The sequence below is a fragment of the Shewanella halifaxensis HAW-EB4 genome, assembly GCF_000019185.1.
In the GTDB taxonomy this organism is placed as follows: domain Bacteria; phylum Pseudomonadota; class Gammaproteobacteria; order Enterobacterales; family Shewanellaceae; genus Shewanella; species Shewanella halifaxensis.
Genome location: NC_010334.1, coordinates 2,871,426 through 2,884,871, shown reverse-complemented (window position 1 = coordinate 2,884,871; position 13,446 = coordinate 2,871,426). Strand labels below are relative to the sequence as shown.

Sequence of the window (13,446 nt, the reverse complement as noted above, 5' to 3'; positions counted from 1 at the left end):
TAATGGCATGGCCAAGATACAGGGCTGGGGTATGAGAGAGGTAATAAAAAACTCCGCTACCCTAGGGTGACGGAGTTTTTTATTAATCGAAGTTGGCAAATGGTTTGCTTCTACGATAGGTCTTAATCAATGATGATTAGAAACCGCGAGGAAGTTGACCTTTACCTGCTAACTTTTCGCGCCAAAGCTCTTTTGGTGTTTTACCACCGTTTTTGGCTGCAGGCTTAGCTGCTTTTTTTGCTGGCACTTTCTTAGCCGTCGATTTAGCTGCAACAGCCTTTTTCTCGGCTTTAGCCTCAACAGGTGCACTGTCGGCGCCAACTTCAGCTAACATCGCTTCTAAATCACTAAAGCGTAAAGATTTACCGCCATCGATTTTGTACCAGCTACCTTTCTGTTCAATCTTAACAGCTTGGCCATCACGCTGAGTGAGCGCTGTCTCAAGTGAGCTGATAACTTCTTCTTTGGTCAGTTTTGACATAATAATAACCTGTTATTTTTGTGTGTACTTGAAGGTTTGTAGTGATTTTATCGTTTAATGTACCGTAAAGTCCAATTTTAGCCGGATCTGGCTGAATTTCTATGACATTTTAAGCACTTTAGCTCAAATAGTGAGTTAAGTCGGTGTGCTTTTTAAGCAGACCACCTTAGTGGCGTATTGATGACTTAACTGTATATTTACACTAACAATAGGTTAAAATACCGTTTTTGCTACTCTCGGTGGACTTATGACTCGAACCGAATTAAGCCAATACTTGGCAAGCTTTTTACAAATTTCAAATTTTAAAGATTATGCGCCAAACGGTTTGCAGGTCGAAGGCAAGGCTGAGATCAACACGATTGTGACAGGTGTAACGGCTTGCCAAGCATTGATTGATGCAGCAATAGCGCTGAACGCAGACGCAATTTTGGTTCATCATGGATTCTTTTGGAAAAGTGAACCAGAAGTGATTGTTGGTATGAAACAAAAGCGGATCAAAGCACTGTTGATTAATGACATTAATTTGTTTGGCTATCACTTGCCGTTAGATGCTCATCCTGCGGTTGGTAATAATGCCCAGTTGGCAAGCGTGTTAGGGCTTGTTGAGCCGGAAGTGATTGAAAACGTCGCACAAGGTTTAATGTGGCAAGGAAAGCTTACGACTCCCATAACTGCGAGTGATTTTAACCAGCAGATCTCTAATAAGCTGAGCCGTCAATGTCAGCATCTAGGCGATAGTGATGCCATGGTTAGCACGGTCGCTTGGTGTACTGGTGGCGCGCAGGATTATATTGATATCGCAGCAAATATGGGATTTGACGCGTTTATTAGCGGAGAGGTATCTGAGCGAACTTATCACTGCGCTGTAGAGCAGGGGATCCAGTATTATGCAGCAGGCCATCATGCGACAGAATTATACGGTATTCAGGCGTTAGGTGAACACCTCGCCGAGCAGTTTGGTATTAAGCATCATTTCGTCGATATTGTTAATCCTATCTAACCGCTAAAACAAACAGATTAGCTTTCGATTTTCTCTCGTTTCGGCACACATTTGTCGAAGCTAATTTGGCCATCTCTTTGTACTGAACAGCCAATAAAAAAGCCGCTTATCAAGTAAGCGGCTTTTTACTGTCTTTATATTTTAGCGAGAATACCTTGTTGGACTCGCGCTAGAGTGTGCAGACTATTTTACTTTCATACCCGGTTGGGCGCCTTCGTGAGGCTCCATGATCCAAAGATCTTTACCACCAGGACCTGCTGCTAATACCATGCCTTCTGACACACCAAAGCGCATTTGACGCGGTGCAAGGTTTGCCACCATAACGGTTAGCTTGCCTTCGAGATCTTCAGGAGCATAAGCCGACTTTATACCAGCAAATACTTGCTTAGTTTCGCCGCCTAAATCTAGCTCAAGACGTAAAAGCTTGTTCGCCTCTTTTACGTGCTCAGCCTTGGCGATACGCGCGATACGCAGATCAATCTTAGCGAAATCATCGAAGCTGATTTCATCTAAGATAGGATCTTGCTCAAGCGGTGTCTTAACTTCTTTTTTAACTTCAGGTTCAGCAGTGACTTGAAGGTTTTCTTTAGACGCTTCAATAATCGCTTCGATGCTCTTCATCTCAACGCGCTGCATCAAGGCTTTGAATTTAGCAATTTCGTGACCAGCAAGATCGATATCTAAATTGTCCCAAGTCAATTCCATCTGTAGGAAAGCTTCAACATCTTGAGCAAGCTTAGGTAACACAGGCTTAAGATAAGTCACCAAGATCCGGAACAGGTTAAGTGCATTGCTGCAAACTTGATGTGCTTCTTCTTGCTTATCTTCTTCTTTAATTAACTGCCATGGAGCTGAATCTGCCACGTAAGCATTAGCAATATCAGCAAGCGCCATGATTTCACGCATCGCTTTGCCGTATTCACGAGTCTCGTAGAAGTTAGCGATGATTTCTTGTTTGGCTAAGAAACTTGTCGTCAGGCTGGTATCGGCGATTTTAGCCAGCTTGCCACCAAAACGCTTACTAATAAAGCCAGCGGTACGTGATGCTAAGTTAACCAATTTGCCCACTAAGTCTGAGTTAACACGCTGGGCGAAATCTTCAAGATTTAAGTCTAAATCATCGATTCTGCTGCTGAGCTTAGCTGCATAGTAGTAACGTAGATATTCTGGATCTAGATTATCTAAGTAAGTACGGGCTTTAATGAAAGTACCTTTAGACTTTGACATCTTAGCGCCGTTTACCGTGACATAGCCGTGTGCATAAACACTGGTTGGCTTACGTAACCCTGCACCTTCAAGCATTGCTGGCCAGAATAGGCTGTGGAAGTAAACGATATCTTTACCGATGAAGTGATACACTTCAGCCGTTGAATCTTTGCTCCAGAACTCGTCAAAGTTTAGGTCGTCACGCTTATTACATAGGTTTTTAAATGAACCCATGTAGCCGATTGGTGCGTCTAACCAGACATAGAAAAACTTACCTGGTGCATCTGGGATCTCAAAGCCAAAATAAGGCGCATCACGAGAGATATCCCACTGTTGCAGACCTTGCTCAAACCATTCGCCAAGCTTGTTCGCCATCTCTTGTTGCAGTGAACCTGAATTGATCCACTCTTTTAACATACCTTCAAATGCAGGCAGGTCGAAGAAGAAATGCTCAGAGTCTTTCATCACTGGCGTTGCACCTGAAACGGCTGATCTTGGATCAATCAAATCGGTAGTGCTGTATGTCGCACCGCAATTATCACAGTTATCGCCATACTGATCTTCAGACTTACAGCGAGGGCAGGTGCCTTTTACAAAACGGTCAGGCAGGAACATTGACTTTTCAGGGTCAAACAGCTGAGAAATCGTTTTGGTTTTGATATAACCGGCGTCGCGTAACTTGATATAAACTTGGCTCGCTAACTCTCGGTTTTCATCACTGTGAGTGCTATGGAAGTTGTCAAATTGAATATTGAAGTCAGCAAAATCCTTTTCATGCTCTTTTTGAACTTGAGCAATCATCTCTTCTGGCGCAATACCCATCTGCTGTGCTTTTAGCATGATTGGCGTGCCGTGAGCATCGTCTGCGCAGATATAGTGACATTCGTGCCCACGTAGCTTTTGGAAACGTGACCAAATATCGGTTTGAATATACTCAAGCATGTGACCCAAATGGATTGGACCGTTAGCATACGGAAGTGCACTAGTGACGAGGATTTTACGTTGTGAATTTGCCATCTTTTCTCAAAATCGCTGGGAACCTAATTAGAATGGCATAGATACTAACCGATCCAATGCATAGTTTCATCAAAAGCTCGCACAAGTGCATTAAATCTAGACTAATGTTTGCCAGAATATCTGGTACAATTGCGCAAATCATATTTAGGGGGTCTGCATTTTGTCTTCAACTCATCCAAATTATCATCTTGATGATGCTCTTCTCAGCCAGGTGTTGGCGATTCTTGATACGTTCCAAGACACGTATTTGAACAAGAGTCTGCTAAGTGCAGGTATGGTCACTAAGCTTGCAATTGAAGGTAAGCGACTACAGTTAGGCTTGTGTTACTCGTATCCTTGTCAGACGCTGTACCGTGACACTGTGATGGCTGTGACTAAAGCGTTAGCAGTATTGGATGCGATTGAAGAAGTTGAATGTGAAATAGACTTCCAGCCAGAGACCGTTTCTGCGATTAGCGCGGTTGAGCCTCTGCCAAACATTAAGCAAGTGATTGCCGTTGCATCAGGTAAAGGTGGTGTGGGTAAATCGACAACTGCCGTTAACTTAGCTTTGGCATTAGCAGCAGAAGGCGCAAGTGTTGGTATCTTAGATGCCGATATCTACGGCCCATCGATTCCAATGATGCTTGGGGTTGAAGACTTCAAGCCTGTCTCACCTGATGGCAAGATCATGACATTTGCACCTGCTCATGGCATTGCTGCACAGTCAATCGGTTTTATGCTTGATGGCGACCAAGCTGCCGTGTGGCGCGGCCCTATGGCAGCGGGTGCATTGGTACAGTTACTCACAGAAACTGAGTGGCCAGAGCTGGATTACTTAGTCATTGATATGCCACCAGGAACCGGTGATATTCAGTTAACCTTGTCACAAAAAGTACCTGTAAGTGGCGCCGTGATTGTGACGACACCACAGGATATCGCCTTGGCTGACGCTAAAAAAGGCGTGAATATGTTCCAGAAAGTGAACATTCCTGTATTAGGTATTGTTGAAAACATGAGCTTCCACCTTTGCCCTGAGTGTGGTCATAAAGATCATCCATTTGGTGCAGAAGGCGGTCAAAAAATGGCGACGCGCTACAATGTGCCGCTATTAGGTCAGTTACCATTGCAACTGAATATACGTGAGGATGTGGATAAAGGCACACCTACAGTTGTGGCTGATGAATCGAGTCAAGTTGCTGGTATTTATCGTGAAATCGCAAGAAAGGTTGGGGCTCAGCTTGCGTTATGTCAAGCACAGCCTAAAGTATCAATTAGCATGTCTGATGACGAATAAGGTCTATTTAAATGAATTCTAAAGATTGTGTTGTAATTGGTATTGCGGGTGCGTCAGCATCAGGTAAGAGTCTTATCGCTAAAACGATTTATGAAGAACTTTGCCGTGATCTAGGTACAGATCAAATTGGTGTGATAGCTGAAGATGCTTATTACCGCGACCAAGGTCATCTGTCGATGGATCAACGTGTACTGACAAATTATGACCATCCAAAAGCATTAGATCATGAGCTACTGTGTACGCACCTACGTGCACTTAAACAGGGTCATGCTGTTGATATTCCTGTTTACAGCTATAACGATCATACTCGTACAGACGAGAAAGTGACGCTTACCCCTAAGAAAGTCATTATCCTTGAAGGCATCTTGTTATTGACCGATCCCGCTCTGCGAAAAGAGATGGACGCTTCTGTATTTATGGATACGCCTCTGGACATTTGCTTTATGCGTCGTCTATCTCGTGATGTCGCCGAGCGTGGTAGAACGATGGAGTCTGTAATGCAGCAATATACAGAGACTGTACGTCCAATGTTTTTGCAGTTTATTGAACCATCAAAACAGTATGCTGATATCATCGTACCGCGCGGTGGTAAAAACCGAATCGCAACAGATATTCTAAAGGCGCGTATACAGCACCTACTGGCGAAATAAGGCAACTTAAAACATAAGGGACTCTAGCGAACATGCGTTTAACAGTTCTAGAGATTGAAGCGTGCTTTGCTAATGCCTAAGGTTTGGGTAAATGGACAGCCCGACATGAATGTTAGTCCCCTTGATAGGGGATTAGCTTATGGTGATGGTTTATTTGCGACTATGCGAGTAGACCAAGGTGAGATCCTATTTTTTACCGCACATATGGAGCGTCTTACTCAAGGCGCTTATCGTTTAGGCTTTCACTGGTCAGTTTCAGCTGCGCTTAAGCAGCAGTTAATCACGTTAGCCAAAGCACATCCGCACTCTTGTATCAAACTTTTACTCACTAGAGGCGTCGGCGGACGGGGTTATAGTGCGCCTGTAAATAGACCTAATCTAGCGGCTGAATTAACGCCGGGTTCGATGCCCGAGTTAATAACGGACAAGCAGGATAATAAAACTACAGCAGCCAGTTCTATACCAAATCAAGCTCGCTCTTGTGCTGCTGATGCACTGCAAGTGACAGAAGTCGTTTCTGTCAGTGAGTTTCCTGCTCACTATAAAACGTGGCAACAGCAGGGGGTAGGCTTATCGCTTTCACCGGTGAAGTTGGGTAAACAGCCAAAACTTGCCGGGATCAAACATTGCAATCGTCTAGAGCAAGTACTTATTAAGTCTGTAGACTTACCAGAAGGAGTACATGACTGGTTAGTTGTTGACTTTGAAGATAATATTATTGAGTCGTCGATGGCTAACATTTTCTTCGTTTTAGATGAAAAGCTTGTTACACCGCGGATGAGTTATGCGGGAGTGGCTGGTATGATGCGAGAACAAATGATGCACCAGCTTTTACAAATGGGTCATAAGATTGAGATAACAGATATCCATTACAGCATGCTTAAACAGGTAAAGCATGCGTTTATCACTAATAGCCTTTTTGGGCTTGTCGATGTTATGACAATCGACGATTTTACATTTACCCCTGCAACTTGGACTTCAAGCTTAAGAGAACAACTCAGTCTGACACTATGAAAAAAATTATAATCAGCCTCTTCGCAACCGGATTTACTCTACTTACTATCGGCGCCGTAGCGGGTTACTGGACCTATCAAACACTGCTTGCCTATGGCGAACAACCGATAAAAGCCACCTCTGTACAAGAGTTAACGATTAAACGCGGTACTACGTTCAATCAATTTATCTCTATTTTAGAATCAGAGAAGCTGATTGACGAAGGCTGGAAACTCAAATGGTTAGTACGTTTAAAGCCAGAATTAGCCAACATTCGCTCAGGTCTTTATGAGGTTACGCCAAACGAGAGCCTCAATAGCCTGCTGGCTAAGATCGTTAGTGGCAAGGAGAAGTCTTTCGCTGTGACCCTATTAGAGGGACAAACAGTGAAAGAGTGGCAACTCGTACTTGAACAGCAAGCTAGGTTACAACAAGAGCAAGATGTGTTTAATCAGGTACTTGTTGCTAATGGTGATGACTCGGGCTTGCCTGAGGGCAAGTTTTTCCCGGATACTTATCATTATCGAGCGGAAAGTACTGAGCAGGCATTATTAAATAAAAGTTATTTAAAGATGAAACTCGAGCTTGAGAAAGCGTGGCAAGGACGTCAGCAAGGCTTGCCGTTAAAATCCGCTTATGAGCTACTCATCTTAGCCTCAATTATTGAGAAAGAAACGGGTAAAGCGAGTGAGCGACCTTGGATCGCTGCGGTATTTGTCAATCGTCTGCGTAAAGGGATGCGCTTGCAAACGGATCCAACGGTTATTTACGGCATGGGTGACAGATATAACGGTAATATTACCCGTAAAGATCTACGTGAAACGACCGCATTCAATACATACAGAATTAACGGCTTACCACCAACGCCTATTGCAGCTCCAAGTTTAGCGGCAATACAAGCGGCGGCGCATCCTGCTGACGTTGATTATTTTTATTTCGTATCACGAAATGATGGTAGCCATATTTTTTCGAAAACATTGACCGAACATAATCGTGCAGTGAATAAATATCAGAGAAATCGATGAATACACAAACTGAAAATTCCGCCAAGTTTATCGTAATTGAAGGGCTTGAAGGTGCGGGTAAATCAAGTGCAATCGCATTGGTTAGAGATTTTATTGAGAAGCATACCGGGCAAGCCCCTGTTTGTACTCGAGAGCCTGGTGGAACGCCACTCGCTGAGCAGATGCGTGACTTGGTGAAAATCGCCAATGACAGCGATCCCTTGTGTGATGAAGCTGAGTGTTTACTGTTTTACGCTGCAAGAGCACAGCTGGTAGCAAATGTGATAAAACCCGCTTTAGCAAACGGAGAGTGGGTGTTAGGTGATAGACACAACTTGTCTTCGCTTGCGTATCAAGGTGGTGGTAGAGGATTAATGCCATTGGTCTCAGCTATCAGTGATGCGACGCTTAAAGGCTTTAAACCCGACCTGACCCTTTATTTAGATATCGCCCCTAAACTTGGGCTTGAACGCGCTGCACGACGTGGTGAACTCGATCGTATTGAGCAGCAAGAGATTGAGTTTTTTGACCGCGCTCGTGCAACGTTCTTGTCGTTTGCGGATAGCGACGACACGATAAAAATTGTCGACGCCAGCCAAAGTATGGCGCAGGTACATAAAGACATTATTGCCATTCTTCAAGAGCAGAGTTGGTAATATGACGCTGCTCCCTTGGCTGCAACATACAATTGAAACCTTTTCAGAGCAACTGAAAACGGGGCGAGTCGGTCATGCTTACCTAATTGCGATGGATGTGGCTTACGGTGGTGAAGCCCTCACGCTTGAGCTCGCTAAGGCGGCATTATGTAAACAAGTTGGCGTTACAGGGAGCTGTGGATTTTGTAAGCCTTGCCAACTTGTTGAGGCAAATAACCACCCTGATCTGTACCGAGTTGAAGCCGATGGCGCACAGATTAAGGTGGATCAAATTCGTGCGCTGTGCCAAAAATTAACCACAACACCACAACAGGGCGGAAGACGCGTTGCGGTGATTTTAAACAGTGAACGTTTGAATCAGGCATCAGCGAATGCATTGCTTAAAACGCTAGAGGAGCCGGGTAAAGACACCATTTTGTTTTTACAAGCCAATTCACCAACTCGCTTACTGCCAACCATTAGTAGTCGTTGTCAAAGACTTCATTTAGAAATCCCAAGCAAAGCCGTTGTTAAGCAATGGCTGCAGCAAGAGTTGGCATCGAATGAAGATTTGACTTGGTGCTTACCTGTAGTCGGTGGGCCGTTAGCTATCCTTTCTGCGGTTGAGAGTGGGCGGGATAAGGCATTGGTAGCGTATAGAAAAGGCTGGATACAAAGTTTGTCGTCAGGGCACCTGTGTGATAGTTTATTAAATGTTAATGAAAAACAAGTTTCTGATGCGCTTAAAGTTTTATACCTAGTGGTGCATCGAATATTAGTGAAAAAGCAAGAGATGGATCCTATGCTTAGGGCTAAGCTGGCTAATTTTGCCGCAAAGGTGATGCTATTAGAAACACGCTTGTCGGTGATGCCAAACGTTAATTCGTTAGCATTATTTGAAGGATTAACTATTGAGTACAATCAGCTAATGAGCTAATAAAAATCTATGATGAATCTTGTTGTTAAATTTGAGTCTTTACAGCAGCTTTACCGCGCTTATATGCCGTTTATCAAACCGATAGGTATGTTTGTTGCTAGTGCTGAAAGCTTCACTCTTGGACAAGAGATCATGGTTCGCTACCAACTCCCGAGTGGCTCACAGCATCACGAATTCAAAGGCTCGGTGATCTGGATCAACCCATTAGGAGCATCTGGTGGCCGTCCTGCTGGAGTCGGCGTAAAAATATTATCCGAGCCAGATTTTCATAAGCATCATATCGAGCAACTCCTTTCTCGCGAACTGGCATCAGGAGATTTGACCTGCACTATGTAGCTGGTTAGACTTGCTGTCCTTTTTGTTGTTTGTTGGATTTTCACCGTGCTTATCGATTCACATTGTCATTTAGACCGTCTAAAAACCGCGCCTGATCAGGCTTCATTACAAGAGATCATTACCGCTGCAAAAGCACGTGATATTGCTTATTTTCTTTGTGTGAATGTTAGGCAGCAAGGTTTTATCGAGATGAAGCAAAAAATGGCGGCCTTTGATGAGGTCTTTCTGTCTGCTGGTGTACACCCACTAGATGTACAAGACGGCTTAAATATCGAAGAAGTTGAGCTGTTTGCGCATGATGAGAAAGTGATCGCTATTGGCGAAACTGGTCTCGATTACTTTTATGCTAATGAGACAAAAGCACTGCAACAAACCTGTTTTGAGCAACAGATTGATCTCGCTGTAAAGGTTAACAAGCCCCTTATTATTCATACCCGCGATGCACGTGAAGACACCATTAATTTTTTAAAGCGGGGCAATGCCGACTCGGTTGGCGGCGTCTTGCACTGTTTTACTGAAAGCTGGGAAATGGCGAAAGAAGCTTTAGATTTAGGCTTTTACATCTCTGTGTCCGGCATTGTTACTTTTAAAAATGCCGGTGAGCTTCGTAATGTGATCCGCAAGGTACCAAAAGATAGATTATTGGTAGAGACGGACTCTCCTTATTTAGCACCCGTTCCTCACCGTGGTAAAGAAAATCAACCTGCATTTGTACGTGATGTGGCGGAATTTGTCGCCGAGCTAAGAGGTGAGAAATATCCTGAATTGGCTCAGTATACAACGGACAATTTTTTTACTTTGTTTAAAGATGCAGCAAGGCTCGCTGGGCGCTAACTGTAATGCGGCGTAATTAACTGCTCAGGCAGAAGCTAAATTACAGGCAAAAAAAGACCCAAAACTATTCCAATTGTTCTGGGTCTAGGGGAATGGCTCACTAGGAGCCGTGCGCTACTGTTGATTACCAATATGGTTGTTCACCACAGTGGTAAAATCTGCTGAAAAGCATCTTTGCAATCGATGCTTTCCACTAAAAGCTAATGATATAGAGTGTAGACCAGCTTTGAGCATTGTGGGTGGTTATTTTTTGATGATAACCACCTAAATGTAACTATTTATGTATAGATAAGATTGGTATTACTGATATAACGCGATCTTATCTTTTACTAAGTCTCTGGGAAGATTATTTTTTAGTTTATTACCTAGGTGCTTTGCTACACCCAGTGGATTGCTGGCATAACTGACAATGACCTCACCTTGAGGTTTAACTTTTTCCACTAAACTGATATCACGCCCCATTAAGAACTCTTTCGCTTGTTCGTCGCTGAGTTCAAATCGTGTGGGTGACGATAGTGCCAAGATAGCTTCGTGGCGTACCTTATAGCCTTTCTTTAATGCATCCGCGAGCTTAATTCCTATTCGCTGAAAGCGCATTTTGCCTATAAGTGGCATAACCGCTTTTGGAAATAACCAAAACTCTAAATCGCGTACCATGATCTCGGCATCCGTAGGCAATGTAATGGCAAACGAATCTTCAAAATAAGCGGTTAACTCTTCGATTTGCTTTGTCTTTGCAGCAGTGAATGGAAAGTTCTTTTGCATTTTAGGTTCAGGTAAGGTGCGCTCGACAGCGGAGACTTTGCGGATCTTGGCGACAAAGAAGCCTTCACTATCATAAATTTGCGGCCATACGTGTAAAAATCCTTCTTCGGTACATGCTTTATCTGCATCCGGGAATAGCTCAGTTAGTGCGGCAAACTCAACAGCCTCGCCAAAGGCCGTTTTTAAATGATGGCAGACGTCTTGGTTTTCTTGACGACTCAATGCACAGGTCGAATAAACTAAGCAACCGCCCACCTTTAATGCGAGAAAGGCTGATTCAATTAAGGCTTTTTGAGTATCAACAATGCCCTTATTGTCATTGTTATCCCAGTTTTTTAACGCATCAGGATCTTTACGAATGGTGCCTTCGCCACTACAGGGGGCATCGAGTAATACTGAGTCGAATGTTTCAAATAGGTACTCACCAAATACTCTAGCGTCAAAGTGGGTGAGGGCACAGTTTGATACGCCCATTCTTGCAACGTTAGCATGCAACACTTTTACTCGGCTGGCAGAATACTCGTTAGCGACTAATAGGCCTTGATTGTTCATCAGTGCCGCTATTTGCGTTGTTTTTGAGCCTGGCGCTGAAGCCATGTCCAGTACTCGGGTTTGGGCAAACTGGCTAAGATCATTTTCATTGTCAGCATGTGAGTCAAACAGTGCGGTAGGAGGTAGCATTGAGCTGGCTTCTTGAATATAAAATAAGCCTTGTAAGTGCTCGATAGTATTACCTAACTGTAGATCACTGCTTATCGTTACCCAGAAACCTTGGTTACACCAGGGAATAGGGTCAAAGCTCCAGCCTTTTGCTGACATCAAGTCAATAAAGTTTTCGGTACTAATTTTGAGTGTATTGACCCGAATAGAAAGACGTAATGGTTTATTGCTGTAAGCAATAAAGTCTTCCATTGAAAGGTGAGAAGGGAGATCACGTTCAATACTGTCGAGAAAATTCTGATTAAAATGAGCCATATGTCGAAGATAATGCGGTAAAGTAGCGGGATTATAACAGATATACCAAATGATAAGAGGGAACTTGAGTGTTAAATAAGATCTGGTTTGGCTTTTTTGCAACCGCATTATTCGCTATTTTGGCGCAGGTGCTAACGGGCCATACTCAAGTGCTTTCAGAAAGTGTCAGCGCTATTTTTTCGAGTTCAAAACTGGCTGCTGAAATTGCGCTGGGCTTAATCGGTGTATTATCGCTGTGGATGGGCCTGATGCGTGTTGGCGAAAAAGCTGGAGTCGTTGGACTATTCTCAAAACTGTTCGAGCCGCTGCTTTCGAAACTCATGCCTGAAGTCCCTCGAGGACATCCTGCTTACGGTAGTGTCACCATGAATCTAACGGCGAATATGCTAGGTTTAGATAATGCAGCGACACCACTAGGCTTGAAAGCGATGCAGGACTTGCAAACCTTAAACCCGAATAAGAGTGTTGCGACTAACGCCCAGATCCTGTTTTTAGTATTAAATACCTCTTCAATTACCTTAGTGCCAGTTACCGTATTTTTGTATCGTGCTCAGCAGGGAGCTGCTGCCCCAGCCGATATTTTTCTGCCGATTTTATTGGCGACAACGGCATCGACACTGGCAGGTCTTACGGTCGTGGCGATAGTACAGAAGCTTTCTTTACTCAATGCGGTTGTACTGGGTTATGCAGGTATTATTTTGTCCTCCATCATAGGTTTAGTGTTTTATTTGAGCACTCTGTCGATGTCGGCTATCGGTGAGGTGAGTACCGGCCTTGGCAATGGTATTTTATTGCTGCTGATCTTTAGTTTCGTCTTGGTTGCGGGCATGCGAAAAGTCGCTGTCTATGATGAGTTTATTGAGGGAGCAAAAGAGGGCTTCGCCCAATCAATTAAGCTTATTCCCTATCTACTGGCTATGTTACTTGCCATCGCTCTCTTGAGGGCATCAGGGGCGTTAGATTATCTATTACAACTTATAGCGGGCTTAGTGGCATTCGCAGGCGGGGACGTACGCTTTGTTGATGCAATGCCGACGGCAATCATGAAACCTTTCAGTGGCTCTGGAGCTAGGGCGATGATGCTTGAGACCATGCAGCATTATGGAGTCGACTCGTTTGCCGGCCGCTTAGCTGCCATTTTACAGGGCAGTACCGAGACAACATTTTATGTATTAGCCGTTTATTTCGGCGCAGTCGGGATCCGTAATGGAAGACATGCCTTAGCCTGTGGCCTATTTGCAGATTTAGCCGGGATCATCGCGGCTATACTGGTCTGCTATCAGTTTTACGGCTAATTTCGTTTTGGCGAAAAGTGCACTGTGGCTTAAATAAAAGGC

At 44.0% G+C, this 13,446-nt stretch carries 13 protein-coding genes; 10 read left to right on the top strand and 3 right to left on the bottom strand.

Annotated features, from left to right (window positions below):
• Window positions 1–136: 136 nt before the first annotated feature.
• Window positions 137–481, bottom strand: a complete 345-nt coding sequence (locus SHAL_RS12440) for a hypothetical protein (RefSeq protein ID WP_012277470.1) — start codon at window positions 479–481, stop codon at window positions 137–139.
• 247 nt (window positions 482–728) lie between these two features.
• On the opposite strand from SHAL_RS12440, the gene SHAL_RS12435 reads away from it, so the two are divergent.
• Window positions 729–1,481, top strand: a complete 753-nt coding sequence (locus tag SHAL_RS12435; RefSeq protein WP_012277469.1) for a Nif3-like dinuclear metal center hexameric protein — start codon at window positions 729–731, stop codon at window positions 1,479–1,481.
• Between the two features lie 183 nt (window positions 1,482–1,664).
• Here the strand turns inward: SHAL_RS12435 and metG are convergent, their stop codons facing one another.
• Window positions 1,665–3,704: a methionine--tRNA ligase gene (metG, locus tag SHAL_RS12430; RefSeq protein ID WP_012277468.1), complete on the bottom strand. Its 2,040-nt coding sequence runs from the start codon at window positions 3,702–3,704 to the stop codon at window positions 1,665–1,667.
• Between the two features lie 160 nt (window positions 3,705–3,864).
• Between metG and apbC the strand changes: the two genes are divergently transcribed.
• The 8 genes from apbC (at window position 3,865) to SHAL_RS12390 (ending at window position 10,369) form a co-directional block, all read left to right on the top strand.
• Window positions 3,865–4,980 carry an iron-sulfur cluster carrier protein ApbC gene (apbC, locus tag SHAL_RS12425; protein WP_012277467.1) on the top strand — a complete coding sequence of 372 codons (1,116 nt, stop codon included), beginning with the start codon at window positions 3,865–3,867 and terminating at the stop codon, window positions 4,978–4,980.
• A gap of 11 nt (window positions 4,981–4,991) precedes the next feature.
• A complete protein-coding gene (gene udk / locus SHAL_RS12420) occupies window positions 4,992–5,630 on the top strand; it encodes a uridine kinase (RefSeq protein WP_012277466.1) in 639 nt (212 codons plus the stop codon).
• A 72-nt stretch (window positions 5,631–5,702) separates the two neighbouring features.
• Window positions 5,703–6,644 carry an aminodeoxychorismate lyase gene (gene pabC / locus SHAL_RS12415; protein WP_012277465.1) on the top strand — a complete coding sequence of 314 codons (942 nt, stop codon included), beginning with the start codon at window positions 5,703–5,705 and terminating at the stop codon, window positions 6,642–6,644.
• A complete protein-coding gene (gene mltG, locus SHAL_RS12410) occupies window positions 6,641–7,648 on the top strand; it encodes an endolytic transglycosylase MltG (protein WP_012277464.1) in 1,008 nt (335 codons plus the stop codon). The genes pabC and mltG overlap by 4 nt, the downstream gene beginning before the upstream one ends.
• The gene (gene tmk, locus SHAL_RS12405) at window positions 7,645–8,283 is read left to right on the top strand and encodes a dTMP kinase (RefSeq protein ID WP_012277463.1); all 639 of its coding nucleotides are present in this window, start codon (window positions 7,645–7,647) and stop codon (window positions 8,281–8,283) included. The genes mltG and tmk overlap by 4 nt, the downstream gene beginning before the upstream one ends.
• Before the next feature lies 1 nt (window position 8,284).
• Window positions 8,285–9,199: a DNA polymerase III subunit delta' gene (holB, locus tag SHAL_RS12400; RefSeq protein ID WP_012277462.1), complete on the top strand. Its 915-nt coding sequence runs from the start codon at window positions 8,285–8,287 to the stop codon at window positions 9,197–9,199.
• Window positions 9,200–9,208: 9 nt separating this feature from the next.
• Window positions 9,209–9,535 (top strand): PilZ domain-containing protein, encoded by a 327-nt coding sequence (locus tag SHAL_RS12395; RefSeq protein ID WP_012277461.1) that lies wholly within the window; start codon window positions 9,209–9,211, stop codon window positions 9,533–9,535.
• Window positions 9,536–9,580: 45 nt separating this feature from the next.
• Window positions 9,581–10,369: a TatD family hydrolase gene (locus tag SHAL_RS12390; protein WP_012277460.1), complete on the top strand. Its 789-nt coding sequence runs from the start codon at window positions 9,581–9,583 to the stop codon at window positions 10,367–10,369.
• A 300-nt stretch (window positions 10,370–10,669) separates the two neighbouring features.
• Here SHAL_RS12390 and rsmF read toward each other — a convergent pair whose 3' ends face one another.
• Window positions 10,670–12,109, bottom strand: a complete 1,440-nt coding sequence (gene rsmF / locus SHAL_RS12385) for a 16S rRNA (cytosine(1407)-C(5))-methyltransferase RsmF (protein ID WP_012277459.1) — start codon at window positions 12,107–12,109, stop codon at window positions 10,670–10,672.
• 68 nt (window positions 12,110–12,177) lie between these two features.
• Between rsmF and SHAL_RS12380 the strand changes: the two genes are divergently transcribed.
• Window positions 12,178–13,404, top strand: coding sequence for a spore maturation protein (locus SHAL_RS12380; protein ID WP_012277458.1), 1,227 nt, complete (start codon window positions 12,178–12,180; stop codon window positions 13,402–13,404).
• Window positions 13,405–13,446 lie beyond the last annotated feature (42 nt).

What these genes read in the sequence shown, in the direction of transcription:
- SHAL_RS12440 (WP_012277470.1), bottom strand. Translation starts at nt 481, where the DNA reads ATGTCAAAACTGACCAAAGAAGAAGTTATCAGCTCACTTGAGACAGCG.
- SHAL_RS12435 (WP_012277469.1), top strand. Translation starts at nt 729, where the DNA reads ATGACTCGAACCGAATTAAGCCAATACTTGGCAAGCTTTTTACAAATT.
- metG (WP_012277468.1), bottom strand. Translation starts at nt 3,704, where the DNA reads ATGGCAAATTCACAACGTAAAATCCTCGTCACTAGTGCACTTCCGTAT.
- udk (WP_012277466.1), top strand. Translation starts at nt 4,992, where the DNA reads ATGAATTCTAAAGATTGTGTTGTAATTGGTATTGCGGGTGCGTCAGCA.
- pabC (WP_012277465.1), top strand. Translation starts at nt 5,703, where the DNA reads ATGCCTAAGGTTTGGGTAAATGGACAGCCCGACATGAATGTTAGTCCC.
- mltG (WP_012277464.1), top strand. Translation starts at nt 6,641, where the DNA reads ATGAAAAAAATTATAATCAGCCTCTTCGCAACCGGATTTACTCTACTT.
- tmk (WP_012277463.1), top strand. Translation starts at nt 7,645, where the DNA reads ATGAATACACAAACTGAAAATTCCGCCAAGTTTATCGTAATTGAAGGG.
- holB (WP_012277462.1), top strand. Translation starts at nt 8,285, where the DNA reads ATGACGCTGCTCCCTTGGCTGCAACATACAATTGAAACCTTTTCAGAG.
- SHAL_RS12395 (WP_012277461.1), top strand. Translation starts at nt 9,209, where the DNA reads ATGATGAATCTTGTTGTTAAATTTGAGTCTTTACAGCAGCTTTACCGC.
- rsmF (WP_012277459.1), bottom strand. Translation starts at nt 12,109, where the DNA reads ATGGCTCATTTTAATCAGAATTTTCTCGACAGTATTGAACGTGATCTC.